Source organism: Providencia sp. PROV272 (assembly GCF_049901975.1).
GTDB classification, from domain to species: domain Bacteria; phylum Pseudomonadota; class Gammaproteobacteria; order Enterobacterales; family Enterobacteriaceae; genus Providencia; species Providencia stuartii.
Window position 1 is genome coordinate 659,336 of sequence record NZ_CP096291.1, and the last position, 22,444, is coordinate 681,779.

Below are 22,444 nucleotides of genomic sequence, written 5' to 3' on the forward strand. Positions count from 1 at the left end.
ATAACTCCTTGAAAATTTATGCAAAAATATGTTGTGAAAGAATGTTAGCTATGCTTTTCATCCTCAGATTTATCTTTTTCTGGAAAAAGTACGCTTGCGATAATGCCTAATGCAAGTACCCCAAGTACCACAAACAAGCTTGTGCTAGCAGAGATACTAAAGCCATGATGCCAAATATGATCTGTTGCATTCAAGCCAAGTTTAACGGCAATAAAGAACAGAAGAACGATGACGGCTTTTTCTAAGTAGACAAGATATTGCTTCAATGCTTCCAGAACGAAATAAAGCGTACGCAAACCTAATATTGCAAACATCATTGCGCTGTAAACAATCAGTGGCTCACGGCTTACCGCGATAATAGCGGGTACAGAGTCAAAAGCAAACATCACATCAGATAACTCAACGACAGCCACACATAACATAAGTGGGGTTGCGTAAAGTGCTGCTTTTTTACCGCGGCCGATTGTCACATCTTTGTTTTCAGGTTTGGCTAGCTCTGCATCAACTTCTTTTTGTGTTAATAAGAATGCGTGCCCCGTTATTTTAGGCCAAATTGGGAAGAAACGTTTGACTAAACGATAGGCTAAGTGCTGAGAATAATCCTCAATTTCATCACTGTCATCGCCGCTACGTAACATCATTACCGCTGTCCAAGCAACCACAAGGGCAAAGATGATTTCAACGTATGGTCCTAAGCTGAGAAGTCCTGTACCGATGGCGACGAAGATCCCACGGAAAATAATGGCACCGATAATCCCCCAGTATAGAACCCGGTGGCGAAAGCGATCCGGTACGGCAAACCAAGAGAAAATCGCCATCATGACAAACAAGTTGTCGACCGAGAGGACTTTTTCCAACGCATAACCTGTTACGAATAGGCTGGCAACTTCCGAGCCATGATGGATATATAGGAATCCAGCAAATGCCATAGCAATGGCAACCCAGAATATGGACCAGAAAATTGCATTTTTTAATGTGATCGGTTTATCAGCACGGTGCATAAATAAATCGATAAAAATAGCTCCGATTGCTAATACCACAAACACAATTACGGTTTCAGTCGGAAAGCCAATATGAGTGGATACCATAATAATTCCTAAACGGGGTCCTTAATTAAAATTACAGACCAAAGTCTGCTGGTGAAAAGCCTAATGCAGTTGCAATATCACGTACCGCGGCTTTCTCATCATTGTCAAAATCACCATCACTTTTGGCGACCGCAATACCAACGCGGATAGCTAACTGAGCGGCTTCAGGTTGATCTTTTAGTGCAAGGATGTATTTCATTGTTTCACCCTTGCCAATTTCTGAGTCGAAATCAAAGCTTGTAATGAGCTTATTAAAAAACTCAATCACTTCAGTGGTATCAAAAACTTTTAACTCATCAGAGGCTTTTAAGAAGCCAAGCATTTTCTGCTTCTCTTCAGAGCTAACGCCATCGCTGGCAATAGCAATACGAGCACAAACAGCCACTGTGCCTTGCATAAATTTTTTGTTTTTAAAACGACCGACTTGTTTGGTTAACTCTGCTCGGCCTGTATTCAATGCATCTTTAACTTTATTGAAAAAACTCATGGTATATCCCCTAATTTCCTTTTGATTATTTAGAACCGGCAGTCCAGCGAAACCCCCAGCCAAAGGCGTTATCCATATCTTTATGACCTTTAAAGAACTGGTTGATACGCTCAACTTTGATAGCGCCTTGCTCGTTCACGAGTCGCGCGATAGCGCACATGCCGCGACCATTATTTCCTTCGGTTAAACGTGTTTCAATTGGTGGTTGATCTGGTACATGAATAGTGACCACACCGTCCGTTTTATCCCAGCTTGGTACACCTTCGTAAATAAAGGCGTAAATCAGTATTTGCTTGATATTTTTCCACTCACGACCATTGATATATATCCATTCGCCACCTGAAACATCACCAGTGCGGTCATCCCCTTGTAACTCGACGAACGGTGGAGAATTAAAGAAGCCGAAAGTGTTTCCAAGCGCTTGGATAACCCCTTTTTCACGGTTCTGTAGCTCAACAAATGCACCTAAATCAAGGTCAATTCCTTTATTTCCACCACCAAATAAGCCACCTAAGAAGCCTGTTGACCCAGTATTACTACCACGGTGCCAATCAAGGTTGATCCTTATCTTCCCAAAATCGTCTTTTTTAACGAGGCTAATTGAAGGTTTTTCTTTAGTTAGAGACACTTTGCTCAGATTCACGGAAGCCGGAGCAGGGGGCGGTGTTGGTGTTGAGACTGGTGCTGGAGTGGCTGTCGGCGCGGGTGTCGGTGTATCTTCAACATCAACACCAAAATGCTCAGCGAGAGGTTTTAGTCCACCATTAAACCCTTGAGCAATAAAGCGGAACTTCCAACTGTCATTACGGCGATAGAGTTCACCGAGAATTAATGCCGCTTCTTGGCGTCCATTAGTTTCCACCGTGCCGTTTAACAAAACTTCATTATTAGCATCAACTTGAATAGCAAGACGCTGCAAGCCAGCAATGGTTTGGTTGCCGTCACAAGTTGCTGTAAATGCAACTTTTTGCACGCTAGGATGTAAACGATTTAAATCGACGGTAAAGAGGCTATTGTTGCCTTCAGGACGAAAGCTAATGGTTTGATCATCATTCGTTGTTTGACCATAAAAAACCATATCCGCATCGTTTTTAACTTTACCTGTATCGTATAAACGGAAAGCCGAGGCATCAACAGCCATGCCAGATTGAATACGGATCGTCAGGGTTTGAGAAGGAACGGTAGCATTAGCACCTGGAGTCATATTCATGGGCGTACCACCACATTAACGATGTCAGATTGCATATCTTGAATAGTGCGACCTGTAGAAGGCGAACCGTGAGCGGTGAAATCCCACTGACCGTTATTACGACGCAAAGAAGCAATAATGATCCCTGTATGTGAGCCTTGTTCCGTTAATTTATAGTTTGCCAGCTCCTTTTTAGTAGCGTGATCAACAACGCGGCAAAATGCGTTTTCGACTTCATTGAAGGTTTGACCACGGAAGCTATTGACTGTGAATGCGAGGTATTCGGTATTGGCTGGCAGTTTATTGAGTTCTACAAAAATGGTTTCATCATCGCCATCACCTTCACCGGTAAGGTTATCGCCTGAATGAATGACAGAGTTGCAGCTTGATTTTAATTTGCGGAAAGAGACTACATCAATTTGCTTTCCTTGTGCATCAAGTAAAATGCAGCTAGCGTCCAAATCGATTGAATTACCGCCACCAAAAAGCCCACTTAAAAATCCTTTTTTCTTAACCTGAACCGGATCCCAGCCCAAACCAAACATCAGATGATTCAACGCAGGTGCTTGCTTGCTCAGGGAGATGGTTTGATTTTTGCTCAATGAAACCATAATAAAATTCCTTCAAAGTTACGATGAAATAGTGGTTTTTACATAACTAAAATCCAAAATATAAAGTTAATCATATCATGATGAAGTAGTTGGGCAACGCTATTTTTTTCAATATTATTTCTTTTTATTTTAACGTGTTGAATATAAATGATTAATTCATTTTTAGTATATTGATTAATGAGATTTTTCCGAACTAAATGTAAATATATGTAGTTCTAAACTATTAACGGTAATAAATCACAATATGATTGACATGTTGCGGTTTAAATCGCATTATTGCCGATCTTATTATTGGGTGCTTCGGATGGATGTAGGGATTGATGAACAGTAAAATATGGTTTATGGAAGGCTTGTCTTCGCAGCGAGACCTTATTCAAGGTGCTCGTGAGTTTGCTCAACAACAACTGAAAAACATAACGATATTTGCTTCTCATCGTCATGCCCGAAATGAAATTTTATCTCAGGCCGACTATGCACGATTAGAGCCAGAAGATAGTGCTGAGCGATTGGCATTTATCACTCGGCTGGTTGAAAAAGAGAAAATATCGGCAATCCAAGCTGGCCGAAATAGTGAATGGTTTGAATCTCACCGCCAGCAAATTGAGTCTCTTGGCGTTAAATTAACAACGGGGGCGATGAGTGTTAGTGCACTTCAGTTAGCCGATGATAAATATGCTTTTGCACAATCAATGGAAAAGCACGGTTTGCCCGTTGTCCCCTCTATTCAGATTGACTCAATTGATGAATTAAAAGCATTTATCGTGAATAACCCTTTTAAAAATGTGCCATTATGTGTGAAACCTATTAAAGGGATTTATGGTATGGGATTTTGGCGTTTTGATGATTCCGTTTCTGCTATGGCGGCATTTACTCACCCTGAGAGTCGTCGAGTTAACCCTCGCCTCTATTTGCAAGCGATGGAACAAGCAGACGGCTTTGAACCTTTAGTCTTAATGCCTTATTTGCCGGGGCCTGAATATTCGGTAGATATGGTTGTCGAACAAGGTCGTGTTATTGCTGCGGTTGCTCGTCGTAAAGAAGGCTCTTTGCAGCACTTAGAAAACTCAGGGGAAGCTTATGAGTTAGGCTGTGCTTGCGCGCAAGTGATGCAAGCCGATGGGATTGTTAATGTGCAAACACGCAATGATGCTCAGGGGAACGCCGTTTTGCTTGAAATCAATATGCGTCCTTCTGGTGGAATAGGTTACACACAACATAGTGGTATCAACCTACCTGGTATTTTTGCTTTGCGGCAGCTTGGTTTAATTAGCCAAGAGGAAGTCGTTGCTGAAAAAGCAAAATTCACACCTTCGATTATACGGCCTATCACAAATTCAATCAGTTATAGTTCAATAACAACCAATTTAATCAGTACGGATAAAAACTAATAATGAAGAGTACGACTGAGCCTGTAGTTTACCGCCGCAATCTGACGACTGGCACTTTGAGTGTTATTCCCACTTGTTGTTTGGACACGCTAGATGAACTCTTTGAAATCGCAGAGAGACGTAACCCGAAACGTGCCTTTCTATTTGTGAGTAAAGTGTTGGGCAGGCATATTCCTGTCCAGCCAAAATTGATGCGTAAAACATATCAGCAATTATGCCAACAATTTCCGTCAACACTTGAAGGGCCTGTTTTATTTATAGGCATGGCAGAAACCGCCGTGGGGTTAGGGGCTGGCGTGTTTGATGAGGCGAGAAAACATTATAAAGATTCTGTCTATTTGACGTCGACGCGTCATCCTGTTGAAGGGGGTGAGTTATTGTGTGAGTTCAAAGAAAATCACAGCCATGCGACGGATCATCTGCTTTATTTACCCCATGACCCTGAATTAAGACGCCGTGTATTGCATGCGCAAACCGTTGTCCTTGTTGATGATGAGGCAACCACGGGAAATACCTTTATTAATTTACTTTGTGCTTTACGTGACGCTGGCGGTTTGACTGAGATTAAACAGGTGATAGCCGTCACCTTAACCGATTGGAGTGGTGACGCTTTACAAGAGCGTAGCCCCTTACCGATACGTACTCTATCGTTAGTGCAGGGGCAATGGCAGTGGCAGCAAAATAAAGATGCGCCTGTCCCCATCATGCCAAATGTGAATATTACAGGAACAGGTCATTTCCCAATTACAGGTAAGCAAAGTTGGGGAAGGTTGGGGATAGCAGCACCGGCTGGAGATTTGGGCCGCCATATCAAAGCCTCTTCCGACGAAAAAATATTGGTGCTTGGCTCAGGGGAATTTGTTTGGGAACCCTTTTTGTTAGCAGAGAGGTTAGAGCAACAAGGTGCGGAGGTAAAATATAGCTCCACAACGCGTTCACCAATTTCTGTTAATTATGCAATTCAATCTGCTATTGCCTTTAAGGATAATTACGGCTTGGGGATCCCTAATTTTGTTTATAACGTTGCCCATCAACATTTCTCACGCATCATACTGTGCATCGAAACACCCAAAGAGAGTGTGGACCCCGTACTACTTGAAGCACTGAATAAAGTGGCCCCAATAGTTGAGGTATTAAGTTATGAGTAGGCCGGTGATTTTTACCGATTTAGATGACACTTTGTTTCAGACCCGGCGGAAAATGGTTGATGAGCTAGACTTAATGCCTTTTCAGGTTGGCGCCTTAGACAGAGACCTAGAGCCACGTAGCTTTATGACCCAAGAGCAAGCCATGCTAGTGGATTGGATGATTGAAAATGCTGATTTGATCCCTGTTACCGCGCGTGGAACGGAAGAGATCCGCCGTGTCACCATCCCCTTTCGTTCTTGGGCCATTACGACACACGGGGCGGTGATCTTAAATCCACAGGGTGAAGAAGATAGGCAGTGGCGAACACAAATATTAGCGAGCCTGCAAGATTACACTGAACAACTGATCCAGATGCAGCAAAAGATCACCGCGTTAATGGCTGAACGCAATATCGATGCTTGGGCACGAATTAATTATGAATATGATAATACGCCCATTTATTTGGTTATGAAGCACCGCGATAGCACTAAATTAGATGAGCTGTATGCCATTGGCGATGAAATTGAGCAGCTATTTTCAACCAAAGGTTTCTATATTCATCGTAACAGTAACAATATTGCTTGGTTGCCTGAGTCGATAGAAAAAGGGCATGCGGTGACTTATTTACTTAATAAATTGAGAAGTGAACGAGGCGTTTTTCCTGTGATTGGTTTAGGTGATAGCTTAAGCGATCATCGTTTTATGAAGCTGTGTAGTTGGTTTGGAATGCCAAAACAGAGTCAGTTTGCTGCTCAAATTAATACAAAGATTTTTGAGGGATTAGACGATGCGTGATTTTGAACCTTTTTCTGGTAGCTATTTGCCTGATGATGTCCATTTTTTGTTGCAGCCCGTCACCATCGAAATGACACCTGTTGAGCTAAAAGAGCAACTTATACAGTCAGGGGCAAAGCACTATTCAGATATGCTAAGCCAAGAGCCTGAACCGACTCCGTGGCACCTTGATTTATTTGCGAAAGCCCTTGATTCAGGCGCGGCACGTTTAGCTAGCGAGGTTGTGATGCTAGCCAAAGCGTTAATTCAGCAGTTCGATAAGACCCCAATTGTGCTGACGAGTCTTGTGAGGGCAGGTGTGCCGTTAGGTGTTATGTTGCAACAAACACTACGTGCGATGGGGAAAGAATCTTATCACTATGGTATCAGTATTATTCGCGATAGAGGAATCGATACCACGGCATTAGAGTGGATTGAGCGGCGTCATGGCACCGAAGGTATTGTGTTTGTTGATGGCTGGACGGGAAAAGGGGCCATAACCGGTGAATTAGTGCGCTCATTAACGGGGCGTGAGGGCTATCCTGCGCAGCCTAGACTCGTCGTACTAGCAGATCCTTGTGGGTGTGCATGGTTGTCTGCGAGCCATGATGATTGGTTGATCCCATTTGGTATCATGGGAGCACCTGTTTCAGGGTTAATTTCACGCTCAATATGGACTGAATCAGGCTTTCATGGCTGTGTTAAATGTGATCATTTAAGCCAATTTGAGTGCAGCCGCCTGCTTGTCGATACCGTTGCCAAACAACGAGATGCTTTAGAGATGGCTTCAATTGCCACACCGTCTCCAAACTCCCCATTATGCGCATCGCTCAAACAGCGTAGCGAGCAGGTAATCAACACGTTGGCAGAGCAATACAGTATTACCAATATTAACCGTATCAAACCAGGGATTGCAGAGGCAACTCGTGCGGTATTACGTCGTGTTCCCGATCATGTTTTAGTGCGCAAAATGAGTGATCCTGATGTCGCTTTGTTGGTTTATTTAGCACAACAGAAAAATATTACTATCACTGAGGTTGGCAATGACATCGGCCAATATCGTGCAGTAACGATTATTAAGAAGGTAAAGTAATGGAGCAGAGACTCTCACCTTGGAAACTAGGTGCTACGCTTTATATGCCAGCAACACGTACTGATATTGCTGATGTTATTTTGAATCACAAAATAGCAGGACTACGTTCATTAATCATCTGTTTAGAAGATTCGGTGAGTGAATCGGATATTCCTCTGGCGCTAAATAACCTGCAAGCTTTACTACTTGAATTATCTGAAGTTAAAAAACAAACGGGTAATCAGGCGTGGCCGTTAGTGTTTATTCGCCCAAGAGAGACGGAAATGGGTGAATGGATAGTGCAACATCTTGATCTCAGTGCAATTGACGGTTTTGTACTGCCAAAATTTACCCAAGAATCACTCCCGGTCTGGTGGAATATCATCGAAAATACACATTTGTGCATGATGCCGACACTGGAAACAGAAGAAGTCTTTGATGTAATACAAATGACTGAACTTGCAAATCATTTACTAGTACACCCTTGTCATGAGCGAATTATTGCGCTACGAATTGGTGGAAATGATTTAATGAATGTGATTTCATTGCGACGTAATCGCCATTTTACGTTATATGATGGACCGATGGGGTATGTGATCAAAATGCTCGTTGCGGTTTTTGGCTCCCGTAATTTCTTTTTAACGGCTCCAGTTTGCGAGCATATCGACGACCATCAAATCATGGAAAAAGAGTTGATGCTTGATATTGCTAATGGCTTAGTGGGGAAAACGGCGATCCATCCTAAGCAGATCAGTAAAATAGAACAAGCACTGATGGTCTCTCAGTCAGAACATTCGGACGCTTTACGTATTTTGAACTCAACCCAAGCGGTGTTTAAATCTCAGGGCGCTATGTGCGAGCCTGCGACTCATCGGCGTTGGGCAATCGGTATTTTAGCTCGTTCAAAAATCTACGGTATCGCACAAGAGCAAGGCAATATAGGTTCACCGCGTTTAAATGCAACACAATGATGAAGTTGATGATTGACGTTTTAAATAATTCGATAGTATAGGAAGTATGGCTTGTGTTATCGACATTATTTTAAGTAAAATCGTTAGTTGGGTTGAAAATGGTTATCATACATGGATTTTCGCATGTTATCGCCAATAGGTGAGTTTTCTTTTGATATAATATATGTTATTAATATTTAAAGATATTATCATATATAAGTATCAAATCTATTTTGTATCCTTAATTTTCGATTTTATTCAAGTAAGTGACAACAATCATGCAACTCAGTACTCGCCAAATCAGAGTTTATACATTAGCCGCGCTTTTAAGTCCGGGGAAGCCAGTTGCTACGACAAAAATAATCTCTTCGCTAGAATGCTCAGAGCCAACGTTGACACGCGTATTGAAAGAGCTGCGTGAAGCTTATGGCGCAGAGATAAAATACAGTAAATCGAATCGTGCTTATCAAATGACCGAAAGAGGGCAATTGGATAATAAAACGATCCGTCGCATGCGCGAAGCATTAGTGGCTAATGAAGAAAGAATGCATCAAGAAATTACTAGTCGGGTAAGATTAGATAAAGACAAAAAGAAGTCAGTTTCATTGTCATTAAAAATGCTTACGTTAAGAAAGATTGACCGACTATCACGTTTAAATAAATCAACTCGTAGTGATGCCGTTGAATTACTGGTTGATAATTTTATTGAGCAGCTTATTCAAAAAATCTCCGCAGAAAATAAAAAAAGCTAACTTATTAAGTGTATCTATTCGTTATGCTTTAAGTTATCGCATTGTTAATGATGCTTTTCCCTAATGTGGGCGAGAAATATAGTCGAGGCGTATCATTAGCATTCATTGAGATTTACTGAATTATGATTAATCCGAATAATAGCCGACTAATTTTAGTCGGCTATTTTTTTACTTAATTTTCAACTATTAACGGGATTGTTCTGATTGCCTTGCTACGAGTACTAAGTGCAATATTGATTGAATTCATGTTGAGATGCATTAAGATATTGTATAAATAAAAAACATAATTTTGAATAGGACTCATTCATGCGCCGATTGCCCGTTTATCTTTTACTTGATACCTCTGGTTCTATGCACGGAGAGCCGATTGAAGCGGTGAAAAATGGTGTGCAAACGCTGTTATCGACACTAAGACAAGATCCTTATGCACTCGAAACAGCCCATGTATCCATTATTACCTTCAACTCAACGGCACAACAAATTGTTCAATTAACCGACCTTATCAATTTTTCCTTACCTGATTTACAAGCGAGTGGCACGACAGCATTGGGAGACGCTCTCTCCGTTGTGGCTCACTGTATCGAAAATGAAGTGCAAAGAACAACTGTAGAGTCAAAAGGTGATTGGCGTCCGTTGGTATTTATTATGACGGATGGGGCACCAACTGATGATTGGAAGGCCGGATTAAACAAATTTAAAGCAGCAAGAACGGGGCTCGTCATTGCTTGTGCAGCGGGGCAATCAGCACAAACAAAAGTGTTAAAAGAGATCACCGAGGTTGTTCTTCAGTTAGATACCGCGGATTCAACGACGATTAAGTCTTTCTTTAAGTGGGTATCTGCAAGTATCTCCGTAGGTAGTCAGAAAGTGGATTTGAGTAAAAAAGATATTGCTGATCTCAATGACTTACCACCACCGCCACCAGAAGTTAATGTGGTACTTTAAAAAGGATTAATTTATGTCAGTTAGCTTAAAGAAAGGCCAAGGCGTCAGTTTAAAGAAAAGTGAATATGATCTTTCCTCTGTCACCATTGGGCTGGGTTGGGATATTAAAGAAGAAAAAAAAGGTTTTCTAGGAAGTCTTTTCGGTAAACAAGAAGAGTACGACTTAGATGTCATTGCTTTTTTATGTGACGCTAATGGTAAGGTTGCAGATTTAGGCAGAATGGAAGGCGGTCAAGCATCTCTTGTTGATGGCGACATTATTTTCTTTAATAGCCTAAGACATAAATCAGGGCAAATTTGGTTGACGGGTGACAACCGTACAGGCGCTGGTGATGGTGACGATGAACAGATTATCGTAAAACTGAACACCCTCGATGACAAATATGCCAAAATTGTCTTCATTGTGCAGATTTATAACGGTAAGCAGTTACAACAACATTTTGGCAAAGTACAAAATGCGTTTATTCGTGCAGTCGATGCGAAAAATGTTGAAATGGCGCGTTTCGATTTATCTGGTGGTGCAGAATTTAATCACCAGCGCTCTATGCTTTTTGCTGAGTTGGTCAGAGAAGACTCTGGCTGGAAATTGAATGCGATAGGTCAACCTTCAGACTCAGATTCATTCGTCTCTTATTTGAAGGATTATTGCTAAATGAGAAGGTTACCCGTTTATCTTTTGATTGATACATCTGGCTCAATGCGAGGTGAATCAATACATGCCGTAAACGTTGGGATCCAAGCTATGCTTAATGCACTAAGGCAAGATCCTTACGCATTAGAGAGTGTTCATATCGCGATCATCACCTATGATAATGAAGCACGTGAATTTATTCCTCTTACCGCATTAGAAAACTTTCAATTTACCGATATTGTCGTGCCTAGCTCTGGAGGGACCTTCACTGGCGCTGCATTGGAATGCTTAATTCAATGTGTTGATAGGGATATTAGACGTACTGACGATACGCAAAAAGGGGATTGGCGACCTTTAGTTTTTTTAATGACAGATGGTACTCCGTCAGACAGCTATGCTTATACCGAAGCCATTAAAGAAATCAAAAAGCGTTCTTTTGGTTCCATTATTGCTTGTGCCGTGGGGCCAAAAGCAAAACATGACCACCTGAAACAGCTAACCTCTCAAGTCGTTGCACTTGAAACACTCGACTCGAATGCCTTTTCCGGTTTCTTTAAATGGGTTTCAGCGAGTGTCTCTTCAGGGAGTTCCAGCGCAGGTATTAATAGTAATCAGGATACCTTGCCTCCTCCACCTCCTGAAATACAACTTGTATTATAGGAATAAAGCAAAGTTTCATTATGAAACTTTGCTTTTATTGGGCTATCCACTGTTTGATGAACAACAGGACAGCTTGAAAGGAATTTACTTGTAATAAGGTTTAGTGATGAGAAGACTGCCTATTTTCTTCGTGCTTGACTGTTCTGAATCCATGGTGGGAGAAAACCTAAAAAAAATGAATGATGGTCTACAGATGATCGTCAACGATCTCAGAAAAGACCCTCATGCATTAGAAACAGCTTGGATTTCCATTATCGCTTTTGCGGGTATTGCTAAAACAATTGTGCCGTTAACGGAAGTTGTTTCCTTCTATCCACCTCAATTGCCCATAGGGGGTGGAACCAGTCTTGGTAACGCCCTGAAAGAATTATCCTATCAAATAGATACTCAAGTCCAAAAAACCACTTATGAAAGAAAAGGGGATTGGAAGCCTGTGGTCTATTTACTGACAGATGGGCGACCTACCGATAATGTGGCACCGGAAATTCAGCGTTGGAAAGAAAAATATGCCTCTAAAGTCAATTTAATTGCGATTGGCTTAGGCGCCTCTGCTGACTTAAACGTATTATCGCAATTAACGGAGAACGTTTTATTGTTCACGGAAGCTCAGGAAGGGGATTTTACTAAATTTATCAAATGGATTACGGCATCCGTTGTTTCCCAAAGTCGCAGTGTGGGCGATGAAGCACCACCACTATTGCATAAGACAGAGCAAGTGGTGCGGTTAGCTAAAGATGAAATTGCGGCAAGTTATGATGATACTTGCGTCACTTTTGTCGGGCGTTGTAACCGTTCTAAACGGCCTTATTTGATGAAATATGAACGTCCACCAACACATCTACCTAACCTGAACTTCAAATTGAACCTCAGTCACTTTAACCTTACAGGGTGTTACACCATTGATGAAAGTTATTTTGCGTGGAGCGATGATAGCGCGAATATGTCACAAGTGAACACTAGCGAGCTAAATGGTACGCCAGGTTGCCCATATTGTGGTAATGCGACCGCTTTCGCCGTCTGTGCCTGTGGCAAATTACTCTGTGTCAATGGCCCTGAATCTGTCATCTGTCCTTGGTGTGAAAGGGGGATCTCTTTTAACAATAGTGATGACCAGTCTGATTTTGATGTGACTAGAGGAAAAGGGTAATGGATCAAAATGCACTATTGATTAAATTGCTGCTAGAGCACGCAATTAGAAATCGTAATATGCCTATTTCTGAAAGCGCTTTGGTGGCAATTTATGAAGATAAACAGATAGCTGAAGCCATTTTTAACATTCTTGAGCAAATCCAAGAAAAATGTGCAGATATTAAAGAGCAGGCACAGTTCGCTGATAGGTTAAATGAGTGCCAATTCAGTGATTCACAACTGACTCTATTATTGCCTTATTTGCAAAGCCAGTCACAGCAGGTCACCGAGCCTGTATCTTTGGAAAAAGAGCCCGTGCTTAAACCGGGGCAGATCCCCGCAGCAGGCAATGCGAATATCACGAAAGAACCCGTTTCTCTGCCTCCTACTGCGAGCATTGTGATCGCAAATGGGCGAGTTGGGCTTGCCTTTAATTCTCAAGTCCAAGTGTTATTGAGTAATGGTGAAACGGCAACCGTTGAGCGTGTCGATTTTTCAGATGAGATTGGCGTTACCTTTGATGCTGAAACATCAATGTTATCAGGCGTACCAACACAAAGTGGCAACATTAAGATGTCGGTAGTTTGGTCAAGTGAAGGCCGAGAGCCTTGTACCACAGAGGGGATTTTTATTATCAATCCTGATCCTCGTAGTCTATGGCAAATTAATGAGCCACCAGCAGATAGCCCTTACCCTAAAAAGCATATTGACCATCAAATTATTTCGGAAGGCCCATTGCGTATTGCAGCAGCAAGCCGCCGTGGTCGCTCTCATGAACACGCTGGATCATTTCGTGATGATGATTTTTATATTCACCATGATGATAAAAGTGGTTGGAGCTTAATGATTGTTGCTGATGGCGCAGGCAGTGCAAAAAACTCACGTGAAGGCTCACGTATTGCGGTCAATACATTCGGTGAGTACCTTAACGGGCGGTTATCGAGTGCTAGCGATGAAGAAAGAGCACAATTTATGGGAGCGCTGACGTCATGGGATGCGGAATCAACCAAATATATCGGTGCCTACTTTGCTAAGTTGTTCCATAACGCAGCACAATTGACGATCAATAATATTAAAAATGAAGCTATTCACGTTGATCAACCGATTAAATCATTCTCAACGACGCTACTGGCGACGGCTTCAATGCGTGTTGGCGATGAGTTATTCGCGGCTTCGTTTTGGATGGGGGATGGGGCAATTGCTGTTTATGGTCCAGCAGGTAAAGTACGTCTTCTTGGTGTACCCGACAGTGGGGAGTACGCAGGGCAAACCCGTTTCCTCGATGAGAGTGAAATCAATGATAACGACTTTAATCGGCGGATCGGGATTGGTAAATGGCCTGAAATCACTCACCTGATCCTGATGACTGATGGGGTTTCTGATCCTATTTTTGAAACCGATAACGGCCTGAAAGATCCACAGCGATGGGATGATCTTCTTGAGCAAATAACGCCTTGTTTAGAAAGCCCAGTAGAGGCTGATAAAAAGCTTGCCGAATGGTTAAATTTTTTCTCAGCAGGTAATCATGATGATCGCACCATCATTGTTGCTTGGTAACCGTTCTGAAATATAAATTTGGTGGTTTTTATGGCAAATATTATTACCTGTACAACTCAGGATGGGAAAACCGTTCAATACGTTGACGAAATTATTGGTTCAGGCTCAATGAAGGATGTCTATTTTTCGCCAGACAGATCCTATGTCGTCGCATTTTATAAAACGCCCCAAAATGCGCAAGCGCTTGAACGTATTGATATGATCACAGGGCAATACAGAAAAAATATTTTTGAGCAAATTGGTGGTGAATACTGGAAAGGTTTGTTTTGTTGGCCAACCGATATTGTGAAGCATGAAGGTAAGGTTGGTATTGTTGTTCCAACTTATCAATCCCATTTTTTCTTTAAATATGGCTCTAAGAATAATGACTTCCTAGCGATTAAAGGCCGTGAAAAAGAAGGAAAGTGGTTTGCCAGCGCAAATAATCAAAATAAATTCTTAGATCCGCGTGAACGCGGCAATATGCTGAATTACTTGAAAGTGTGTCTTTTGTTGGCAAGAGCCGTTCGCCGAATGCACGCTGCGGGTCTGTGTCACAGTGATCTAAGCTATAAAAACGTGCTAATCGACCCTGAACAGGGGCATGCGTGCGTGATTGATATTGATGGGTTAGTGGTTCCTGGAAAATATCCCCCCGATGTGGTCGGTACGCCAGATTTTATTGCACCGGAAGTGGTCAAAACGGCTCATTTAGCCAAATCCGACCCAAATCGTATTTTACCGAGTATTACTACAGATAGGCATGCGTTATCAGTTCTGATCTATATGTATTTATTTTATCGACATCCACTGCGTGGCGGTAAAATTCATGATATGGATGATGAGATGAATGATGAAAGCTTATTAATGGGGGAAAAAGCGCTTTTTATTGAACACCCTACCGATAGAAGTAATGCCGTTAAATTGAATCAGGTTAAACCTTCATCTTTGCCTTGGGCTGATCCTGAAAAAATCCCTTATACCGTGATGGGGCCTTATTTAACGCCGTTATTTGAAAAAGCCTTTATTACTGGTCTGCACGAACCCTCTCTCAGGCCTACTGCGGATGAGTGGGAAACGGCACTAGTAAAAACTGTCGATCTCATTCAACCGTGTCAAAACCATGATTGTGAGCAGCAATGGTATGTTTTTTCTGGGAAAATGCACCCTGTTTGCCCTTATTGTGGCACTGCATACTCAGGTAAATTACCGATCTTAAACCTATACTCTTCACGTAAAGTGGGAAATTATCGACCAGATGACCACCGGTTGATGGTATGGAGTGGGCAATCACTTTATGCTTGGCATGTTAATCGACTTATTGCGCCTAATGAGCGAACAACGGATGAGCAAAAGAAACGTGTTGGTTATTTTATTTTCCACAATAACCAATGGTGGCTAGTGAATGAACGTATTGATGGCTTGATGGTATTACCAGAAAAAAGACAGATACCTATTGGCGATAAGATTGCATTGACTGATGGCTTGCAGTTTGTGTTATCGACAGAAGAAGGCGGCCGACTAGTCGTCGTTCAATTAATTTCTAATGATTAGCTGACTTATCTCACACGCTAGCCACAGAGGACCCCCTTCTGTGGCTATTCCTATTTTTCCCACAACTTTTTCTGATAATTTCTAGCCATTATACGCTTTTGTTAATAATTCAAGATTAGAGCTAGCAGAGTCTCAAGAGGCTCGCTAAGCTATATCACAATGATTTTTCACATGACGATGTTGTGGTGGCGAGTGAAGTGGTATTAGGCCTCACATTCACCGCAAAACGGACAAAAAGGATAGCAAATGGCAAATTCAATGGTACGTGTTGCAATTGTTGGTGCAGGAGGGCGCATGGGGCGTCAGCTTATTCAGGCAACACAAAATCAAGAGGGTATCCGGTTAGGGGCGGCAATTGAGCGCGTCGGTTCATCATTAGTTGGAACGGACGCGGGTGAGCTTGCGGGAGTCGGCAAACTGGGTATTGCTGTCGTTGATACATTGGATAAAGTTGTTGATGATTTTGATGTCGTGATTGATTTCACGCGTCCCGAAGGTACGTTGAATTATTTAGCTTTTTGTCGCGCTAACCATAAGGCGATGGTAATTGGTACAACCGGTTTTGACGATCAAGGCAAACATGCCATCGCCGAAGCCGCTAAATCGATCCCTATTGTGTTTGCAGCAAATTTCAGTGTTGGCGTTAACTTAGTGCTGAAATTGCTGGAAAAAGCGGCGAAAGTGATGGGAGATTACACGGATATTGAGATCATCGAGGCTCACCATCGCCATAAAGTCGATGCCCCTTCAGGTACGGCACTGGCTATGGGTGAGTCGATTGCTCATGCACTAGGTAAAGATCTTAAAGAGTGTGCAGTATATGCGCGTGAAGGCCATACCGGAGAGCGCGAAGCTGGCACAATTGGTTTTGCGACTGTACGAGCGGGTGACATTGTTGGTGAGCACACTGCAATGTTTGCCGATATTGGTGAGCGTGTAGAGATAACTCACAAGGCTTCCAGTCGAATGACCTTTGCTAATGGGGCAATTAAAGCATCTGCATGGGTAGTTGCTCAAAATGCAGGCTTATATAATATGAAAGATGTTCTCGATTTAGAGAATTTATAGATTTATGTTTTAATATTATTGATGCAAATCATAATGTTATTTGCGTATTTGTTGTGATTTGCATCTATTGTTATATGTTTTATAAATTACCTTTGTTTTTTGATGTTTAATTGTTTTTTCTAAGTCTTTTTGCTTAAAAAATAGACTTTCTTCGATGCTCTTCCTGCTTTACCATAAGATATTCACTTAATTCAGTTTGCAACCGTTTACTTAGGTACTATTGGTGTTAGTTTTGCTAGCCATCGCACTAAAAATCGGGCTGATCACTAAAAAAGTAACAAAAAAATGAAATAAATGCGTTTTTTCCTAGACAAGACCTCATCTCATCATTAGAATGCGCGCAATTTGCCAAAAATTTGCTTAAAAACGCATTTTGGCATTGATTTAGATCCTCAAATCTGAATTAATATGCACTAATTGTGATTTATTATTCCCTGGAGGGTGTTTTGATTAAGTCAGCTATACTGGTTCTCGAAGACGGAACCGAATTCCACGGGCGCGCCATTGGTGCTGAAGGGGCCGCTGTTGGAGAAGTCGTTTTCAATACGTCAATGACCGGATATCAAGAAATAATTACCGACCCTTCCTATTCCCGCCAAATTGTTACTCTCACCTATCCCCATATTGGTAATGTCGGCACTAATGCTGATGACGAAGAATCCCCAAATGTTCATGCTCAAGGTTTGATTATTCGTGACCTACCACTGGTTTATAGTAACTTTCGCGGTCAGGAAGGCCTATCAGAATACCTGAAACGTCATAATGTCGTTGCTATCGCCGATATTGATACACGTAAATTAACGCGTTTATTAAGAGAAAAAGGGGCTCAGAACGGCTGTATCATTGCCGGTGATACACCAGATGCGGCGTTGGCGCTGGAAAAAGCTCGCTCATTCTCTGGCCTAAACGGCTTAGATTTGGCGAAAGAAGTGTGCACGAAAGAAGCATACAGTTGGACTCAAGGCTCTTGGACTTTGGCTGATGGTCAACTGAGTGCGAAAAGTGAAGATGAGCTACCGTTACATGTAGTCGCTTATGACTTTGGGGCTAAGCGTAATATTTTACGTATGCTAGTGGATCGTGGGTGCCGTTTGACTGTCGTTCCTGCAACAACACCAGCAGAAACCGTATTGGCGATGGATCCAGATGGTATTTTCCTTTCTAACGGGCCTGGCGACCCTGCCCCTTGTGACTATGCTATCAAAGCAATTCAAGATTTCTTAAAAATAGAAATTCCTGTTTTTGGTATCTGCCTAGGGCACCAGCTACTGGCGTTAGCAAGCGGCGCAAGTACGATGAAAATGAAGTTTGGTCACCATGGTGCAAACCATCCAGTTAAAGATTTAGATCAAAATGTTGTCATGATCACAGCACAAAACCATGGTTTTGCTGTCGATGAGTCAACATTACCCGACACATTACGTGTGACACATAAGTCATTGTTTGATGGCACTCTGCAAGGTATTCACCGTACGGATAAGCCAGCGTTTAGTTTCCAAGGGCACCCTGAAGCAAGTTCTGGCCCTCACGATGCGGCGAAATTGTTCGATCACTTCATCGAACTTATCCATGAATATCGCCAGAACCAACCTCGTCATAACGCAAAATAATCGGGAGCAGAAAAATGCCAAAACGTACAGATATAAAAAGTATTCTGATTCTAGGGGCTGGCCCGATTGTTATCGGCCAAGCGTGTGAATTTGACTATTCAGGTGCGCAAGCGTGTAAAGCACTGCGTGAAGAAGGCTATCGCGTTATTTTAGTCAACTCTAACCCAGCAACCATCATGACTGACCCTGAAATGGCTGATGCAACGTATATTGAGCCAATTCATTGGGAAGTGGTGCGTAAAATCATCGAAAAAGAGCGTCCAGATGCGGTGCTGCCAACCATGGGTGGGCAAACTGCTTTGAACTGTGCACTGGAGCTTGAGCGTAAAGGCGTATTAGCTGAGTTCGGTGTGACAATGATTGGTGCCACCGCCGATGCGATTGATAAAGCCGAAGACCGCCAACGTTTTGATAAAGCCATGAAAAAAATTGGCTTGGATACAGCGCGCTCCGGTATCGCACACAATATGGAAGAAGCCTACGCGGTAGCTGAAGATGTTGGGTTCCCTTGTATTATCCGTCCTTCATTTACGATGGGGGGAACTGGCGGTGGTATTGCTTATAACCGTGAAGAATTTGAAGAAATCTGTACGCGCGGCCTTGACCTCTCACCAACCAATGAGCTACTGATTGATGAGTCGCTCATTGGCTGGAAAGAGTACGAAATGGAAGTGGTACGTGACAAAAATGATAACTGCATTATTGTTTGTTCAATTGAAAACTTTGATGCGATGGGGATCCATACGGGTGACTCTATCACCGTTGCGCCAGCCCAGACACTGACCGATAAAGAATATCAAATTATACGTGATGCCTCGATGGCGGTATTGCGTGAGATTGGTGTTGAAACTGGAGGCTCTAACGTTCAATTTGCCGTCAATCCCAAAAATGGACGTTTGATTGTTATTGAGATGAACCCTCGTGTATCGCGCTCTTCCGCACTTGCTTCGAAAGCGACTGGTTTCCCAATTGCCAAAATTGCCGCTAAGCTTGCTGTTGGCTACACACTTGATGAACTAATGAATGATATTACAGGTGGTCGTACACCTGCATCATTCGAACCTTCCATTGACTATGTCGTCACAAAAATTCCTCGTTTCAATTTCGAAAAATTTGCGGGCACGAATGACCGCCTGACAACGCAAATGAAGTCCGTTGGTGAGGTGATGGCAATTGGTCGCACCTTCCAAGAGTCAATGCAAAAAGCATTACGTGGCCTTGAAGTTGGCGCGACTGGTTTTGATCCAAAAGTTAGCCAAGATGATCCTGAAGCACTAACACGTATTCGTCGCGAGTTAAAAGACGCGGGCGCAGAGCGTATTTGGTATATTGCCGATGCCTTCCGTGCAGGACTATCCGTTGACGGTATTTTCAACCTAACTAACATCGACCGCTGGTTCTTAGTGCAAATCGAAGAGCTGGTGCGCTTAGAAGAACAAGTTACAGAGCTAGGCATTAATGGGTTAACCAAAACGTTTTTAAGCGTTTTGAAACGCAAAGGTTTTGCTGATGCACGTTTAGCAAAACTTGTTGGTGTCTCTGAAGCTGAGCTACGTAAACTGCGTCAAGGTTATGGCTTACACCCTGTTTATAAGCGTGTTGATACCTGTGCGGCTGAGTTTGCAACAGATACCGCTTATATGTACTCCACCTATGAAGATGAGTGTGAGTCTAACCCTAATTTCGACAAGCCTAAAGTTATGGTATTAGGTGGTGGTCCAAACCGTATAGGTCAAGGTATTGAATTTGACTACTGCTGTGTTCATGCTTCGTTGGCACTACGTGAAGATGGGTATGAAACCATCATGGTTAACTGTAACCCTGAGACGGTTTCAACAGACTATGACACCTCAGACCGCCTCTATTTTGAGCCAGTTACCTTAGAAGATGTACTTGAAATTGTACGTATTGAGCAGCCAAAAGGGGTTATTGTTCAATATGGCGGGCAGACGCCATTAAAACTGGCTCGTGCCCTAGAAGCAGCTGGTGTACCCGTCATCGGTACTAGCCCAGATGCCATTGACCGTGCAGAAGACCGTGAACGTTTCCAACAAGCGGTTAATCGCTTGAACTTGAAGCAACCACAAAATGCGACTGTAGTGACGATTGAGCAGGCGGTTGAAAAAGCGTCAGGCATCGGTTATCCGCTGGTGGTACGTCCATCCTATGTTTTAGGAGGACGTGCGATGGAAATCGTTTATGACGAATCTGATCTACGTCGCTATTTCCAAACTGCCGTGAGTGTTTCTAACGATGCACCAGTACTACTCGACCGTTTCCTAGATGATGCAGTTGAAGTAGACGTTGACGCAATCTGTGATGGTGAAATGGTGTTGATTGGTGGCATCATGGAGCATATTGAACAAGCTGGGGTGCACTCAGGTGATTCAGCATGCTCATTACCTGCTTATACACTTAGCCAAGAAATTCAAGATGTGATGCGTGAGCAAGTGCGTAACTTGGCATTTGAGTTACGTGTTCGTGGCTTGATGAACGTCCAGTTTGCCGTAAAAGATAACGAAGTTTATCTTATCGAAGTGAACCCACGTGCAGCGCGTACTGTTCCATTTGTATCTAAAGCGACTGGGCTGCCTCTGGCAAAAATTGCTGCGCGAGTGATGGTTGGTCAATCATTGACAGAACAAGGGATGACGAAAGAGATTATTCCTCCTTATTATTCTGTAAAAGAAGTGGTGCTACCGTTTAATAAATTCCAAGGTGTTGACCCAATTTTGGGGCCAGAGATGCGCTCAACAGGGGAAGTGATGGGCGTTGGCCGTACATTTGCGGAGGCTTTCGCGAAAGCAATGTTAGGCAGTAACTCGACAATGAAAAAATCCGGTCGTGCATTGTTGTCTGTGCGCGAAGGGGATAAAACTCGAGTCGTTGATTTGGCGGCTAAATTGCTTAAGCATGGTTTTGAATTGGATGCGACCCATGGTACGGCTATCGTCTTAGGTGAAGCTGGGATCAACCCTCGTTTGGTCAACAAAGTGCATGAAGGTCGTCCTCATATCCAAGATAGGATCAAAAATGGTGAATACGATTATATCGTGAACACTACGGCTGGTCGTCAAGCGATTGAGGATTCTAAGTTAATACGCCGTAGCGCATTACAATATAAAGTACACTATGATACGACGTTGAATGGCGGCTTTGCGACCACAATGTCATTAAGCGCTGATCCAACGGAAAAAGTGATTTCAGTGCAAGAGATGCATGCTCTAATTAAATAATGCAATAAGATAAGTTTAAAGCCCTGTCCTTAATCTTAAGTGGCAGGGCTTTTTTATTTTAAGAAAATACTATTGTGTTGCTTCTCTGTGTTTTAATATTTTGTATTCAATATCTTTTATCCACGAAAGTTTGAGATCATGGAATTGCTGGTCGGCAGCATAGAGCGCGGCTCCCCGCAAAGAAAGCTCTCGGAGGTTACTTTGTGGAATGTTGGCAACACTCATTTCTCGGTTGTATTGGCGAAATGACTCTATCTTTTGATCACAGTAACCAAGAGCCGCTTCGGCTATTTGGCTGGCAGGTTGGTCATATTGTCTTGCGATATCAAAAGCATATTGGTCAATACACGCTTTAGCTTCCTCGGCTTTCTCATACCCAGGCGTACTCGGCTCTCCGGTGTTTAGGGAATTTGCTAACCCTAAAGAAGGGAGTAAAAGCAATCCTATACATATTGCTTTCATACTCATTAATTTCACCATTATTATTCAGTGTGGGTTATTCCGCGAAAATTATAATCAGTGTGTTTGTGAAGATAAAGATGATCTAGAAAGAGAAAAAAAGATAAAATTCTTGTCAGAAACGGTTGACTCTCACGTAACGTGAGGCACTAACCTGCACATCAATCACAGGAGGTTC

General features: G+C 42.6%; 20 protein-coding genes. 15 read left to right on the top strand and 5 right to left on the bottom strand.

What is annotated here, in order from left to right; translation table 11 throughout:
* Positions 1–44: 44 nt before the first annotated feature.
* The 4 genes from M1E93_RS02880 to M1E93_RS02895 are packed head-to-tail and all read right to left on the bottom strand — an operon-like array spanning position 45 to position 3,375.
* Positions 45–1,088: a TerC/Alx family metal homeostasis membrane protein gene (locus M1E93_RS02880; protein WP_004926804.1), complete on the bottom strand. Its 1,044-nt coding sequence runs from the start codon at positions 1,086–1,088 to the stop codon at positions 45–47.
* A 31-nt stretch (positions 1,089–1,119) separates the two neighbouring features.
* Positions 1,120–1,575, bottom strand: coding sequence for a tellurite resistance TerB family protein (locus M1E93_RS02885; protein ID WP_004926805.1), 456 nt, complete (start codon positions 1,573–1,575; stop codon positions 1,120–1,122).
* Positions 1,576–1,600: 25 nt separating this feature from the next.
* A complete protein-coding gene (locus M1E93_RS02890; protein ID WP_088498964.1) occupies positions 1,601–2,785 on the bottom strand; it encodes a TerD family protein in 1,185 nt (394 codons plus the stop codon).
* The gene (locus tag M1E93_RS02895; RefSeq protein WP_004926810.1) at positions 2,782–3,375 is read right to left on the bottom strand and encodes a TerD family protein; all 594 of its coding nucleotides are present in this window, start codon (positions 3,373–3,375) and stop codon (positions 2,782–2,784) included. Before M1E93_RS02895 ends, M1E93_RS02890 begins: the two co-directional genes overlap by 4 nt.
* Before the next feature lie 320 nt (positions 3,376–3,695).
* Here M1E93_RS02895 and M1E93_RS02900 point away from each other — a divergent pair, with 320 nt between their 5' ends.
* The 15 genes from M1E93_RS02900 to carB all read left to right on the top strand — a co-directional run bounded on the left by M1E93_RS02900 (position 3,696) and on the right by carB (position 21,807).
* On the top strand, positions 3,696–4,763 hold the full coding sequence (locus M1E93_RS02900; RefSeq protein ID WP_004926814.1) for an ATP-grasp domain-containing protein: 1,068 nt from the start codon (positions 3,696–3,698) through the stop codon (positions 4,761–4,763).
* Positions 4,764–4,765: 2 nt separating this feature from the next.
* The gene (locus tag M1E93_RS02905; protein ID WP_426207081.1) at positions 4,766–5,911 is read left to right on the top strand and encodes a phosphoribosyltransferase domain-containing protein; all 1,146 of its coding nucleotides are present in this window, start codon (positions 4,766–4,768) and stop codon (positions 5,909–5,911) included.
* Positions 5,904–6,686 carry a hypothetical protein gene (locus M1E93_RS02910; protein WP_426207082.1) on the top strand — a complete coding sequence of 261 codons (783 nt, stop codon included), beginning with the start codon at positions 5,904–5,906 and terminating at the stop codon, positions 6,684–6,686. Before M1E93_RS02905 ends, M1E93_RS02910 begins: the two co-directional genes overlap by 8 nt.
* Entirely contained in the window at positions 6,679–7,758 is a 1,080-nt protein-coding gene (locus tag M1E93_RS02915; protein ID WP_014656807.1) for a cysteine protease StiP family protein, read from the top strand. Before M1E93_RS02910 ends, M1E93_RS02915 begins: the two co-directional genes overlap by 8 nt.
* On the top strand, positions 7,758–8,708 hold the full coding sequence (locus tag M1E93_RS02920) for an HpcH/HpaI aldolase/citrate lyase family protein (protein WP_426207083.1): 951 nt from the start codon (positions 7,758–7,760) through the stop codon (positions 8,706–8,708). Before M1E93_RS02915 ends, M1E93_RS02920 begins: the two co-directional genes overlap by 1 nt.
* A 257-nt stretch (positions 8,709–8,965) precedes the next feature.
* Positions 8,966–9,439: a hypothetical protein gene (locus tag M1E93_RS02925; protein ID WP_004926830.1), complete on the top strand. Its 474-nt coding sequence runs from the start codon at positions 8,966–8,968 to the stop codon at positions 9,437–9,439.
* 306 nt (positions 9,440–9,745) lie between these two features.
* Entirely contained in the window at positions 9,746–10,384 is a 639-nt protein-coding gene (locus M1E93_RS02930) for a vWA domain-containing protein (RefSeq protein WP_426207084.1), read from the top strand.
* Positions 10,385–10,397: 13 nt separating this feature from the next.
* Entirely contained in the window at positions 10,398–11,036 is a 639-nt protein-coding gene (locus tag M1E93_RS02935; RefSeq protein ID WP_004926835.1) for a TerD family protein, read from the top strand.
* The gene (locus M1E93_RS02940; protein ID WP_004926837.1) at positions 11,037–11,675 is read left to right on the top strand and encodes a vWA domain-containing protein; all 639 of its coding nucleotides are present in this window, start codon (positions 11,037–11,039) and stop codon (positions 11,673–11,675) included.
* A gap of 106 nt (positions 11,676–11,781) precedes the next feature.
* Positions 11,782–12,822, top strand: coding sequence for a TerY-C metal binding domain-containing protein (locus M1E93_RS02945; protein ID WP_426207085.1), 1,041 nt, complete (start codon positions 11,782–11,784; stop codon positions 12,820–12,822).
* The gene (locus tag M1E93_RS02950; protein ID WP_004926841.1) at positions 12,822–14,360 is read left to right on the top strand and encodes a PP2C family serine/threonine-protein phosphatase; all 1,539 of its coding nucleotides are present in this window, start codon (positions 12,822–12,824) and stop codon (positions 14,358–14,360) included. The genes M1E93_RS02945 and M1E93_RS02950 overlap by 1 nt, the downstream gene beginning before the upstream one ends.
* 30 nt (positions 14,361–14,390) lie before the next feature.
* The gene (locus tag M1E93_RS02955; RefSeq protein WP_426207086.1) at positions 14,391–15,893 is read left to right on the top strand and encodes a helix-hairpin-helix domain-containing protein; all 1,503 of its coding nucleotides are present in this window, start codon (positions 14,391–14,393) and stop codon (positions 15,891–15,893) included.
* Between the two features lie 246 nt (positions 15,894–16,139).
* Complete coding sequence (dapB, locus tag M1E93_RS02960; protein WP_014656799.1) at positions 16,140–16,961, top strand: 4-hydroxy-tetrahydrodipicolinate reductase; 822 nt, start codon at positions 16,140–16,142, stop codon at positions 16,959–16,961.
* 446 nt (positions 16,962–17,407) lie between these two features.
* Positions 17,408–18,571 (top strand): glutamine-hydrolyzing carbamoyl-phosphate synthase small subunit, encoded by a 1,164-nt coding sequence (carA, locus tag M1E93_RS02965; RefSeq protein WP_426207087.1) that lies wholly within the window; start codon positions 17,408–17,410, stop codon positions 18,569–18,571.
* 14 nt (positions 18,572–18,585) lie between these two features.
* On the top strand, positions 18,586–21,807 hold the full coding sequence (gene carB / locus M1E93_RS02970; protein ID WP_426207088.1) for a carbamoyl-phosphate synthase large subunit: 3,222 nt from the start codon (positions 18,586–18,588) through the stop codon (positions 21,805–21,807).
* Between the two features lie 69 nt (positions 21,808–21,876).
* Here carB and M1E93_RS02975 read toward each other — a convergent pair whose 3' ends face one another.
* Positions 21,877–22,275, bottom strand: coding sequence for a hypothetical protein (locus tag M1E93_RS02975; protein WP_141173048.1), 399 nt, complete (start codon positions 22,273–22,275; stop codon positions 21,877–21,879).
* Positions 22,276–22,444: the final 169 nt, after the last annotated feature.

Coding starts and splice junctions, on each gene's coding strand:
- dapB (WP_014656799.1), top strand. CDS start 16,140: ATGGCAAATTCAATGGTACGTGTTGCAATTGTTGGTGCAGGAGGGCGC.
- M1E93_RS02915 (WP_014656807.1), top strand. CDS start 6,679: ATGCGTGATTTTGAACCTTTTTCTGGTAGCTATTTGCCTGATGATGTC.
- M1E93_RS02890 (WP_088498964.1), bottom strand. CDS start 2,785: ATGAATATGACTCCAGGTGCTAATGCTACCGTTCCTTCTCAAACCCTG.
- M1E93_RS02910 (WP_426207082.1), top strand. CDS start 5,904: ATGAGTAGGCCGGTGATTTTTACCGATTTAGATGACACTTTGTTTCAG.
- M1E93_RS02930 (WP_426207084.1), top strand. CDS start 9,746: ATGCGCCGATTGCCCGTTTATCTTTTACTTGATACCTCTGGTTCTATG.
- M1E93_RS02885 (WP_004926805.1), bottom strand. CDS start 1,575: ATGAGTTTTTTCAATAAAGTTAAAGATGCATTGAATACAGGCCGAGCA.
- M1E93_RS02955 (WP_426207086.1), top strand. CDS start 14,391: ATGGCAAATATTATTACCTGTACAACTCAGGATGGGAAAACCGTTCAA.
- M1E93_RS02935 (WP_004926835.1), top strand. CDS start 10,398: ATGTCAGTTAGCTTAAAGAAAGGCCAAGGCGTCAGTTTAAAGAAAAGT.
- M1E93_RS02945 (WP_426207085.1), top strand. CDS start 11,782: ATGAGAAGACTGCCTATTTTCTTCGTGCTTGACTGTTCTGAATCCATG.
- carB (WP_426207088.1), top strand. CDS start 18,586: ATGCCAAAACGTACAGATATAAAAAGTATTCTGATTCTAGGGGCTGGC.
- M1E93_RS02940 (WP_004926837.1), top strand. CDS start 11,037: ATGAGAAGGTTACCCGTTTATCTTTTGATTGATACATCTGGCTCAATG.
- M1E93_RS02950 (WP_004926841.1), top strand. CDS start 12,822: ATGGATCAAAATGCACTATTGATTAAATTGCTGCTAGAGCACGCAATT.
- M1E93_RS02880 (WP_004926804.1), bottom strand. CDS start 1,088: ATGGTATCCACTCATATTGGCTTTCCGACTGAAACCGTAATTGTGTTT.
- M1E93_RS02920 (WP_426207083.1), top strand. CDS start 7,758: ATGGAGCAGAGACTCTCACCTTGGAAACTAGGTGCTACGCTTTATATG.
- M1E93_RS02905 (WP_426207081.1), top strand. CDS start 4,766: ATGAAGAGTACGACTGAGCCTGTAGTTTACCGCCGCAATCTGACGACT.
- M1E93_RS02975 (WP_141173048.1), bottom strand. CDS start 22,275: ATGAGTATGAAAGCAATATGTATAGGATTGCTTTTACTCCCTTCTTTA.
- M1E93_RS02925 (WP_004926830.1), top strand. CDS start 8,966: ATGCAACTCAGTACTCGCCAAATCAGAGTTTATACATTAGCCGCGCTT.
- M1E93_RS02900 (WP_004926814.1), top strand. CDS start 3,696: ATGAACAGTAAAATATGGTTTATGGAAGGCTTGTCTTCGCAGCGAGAC.
- M1E93_RS02895 (WP_004926810.1), bottom strand. CDS start 3,375: ATGGTTTCATTGAGCAAAAATCAAACCATCTCCCTGAGCAAGCAAGCA.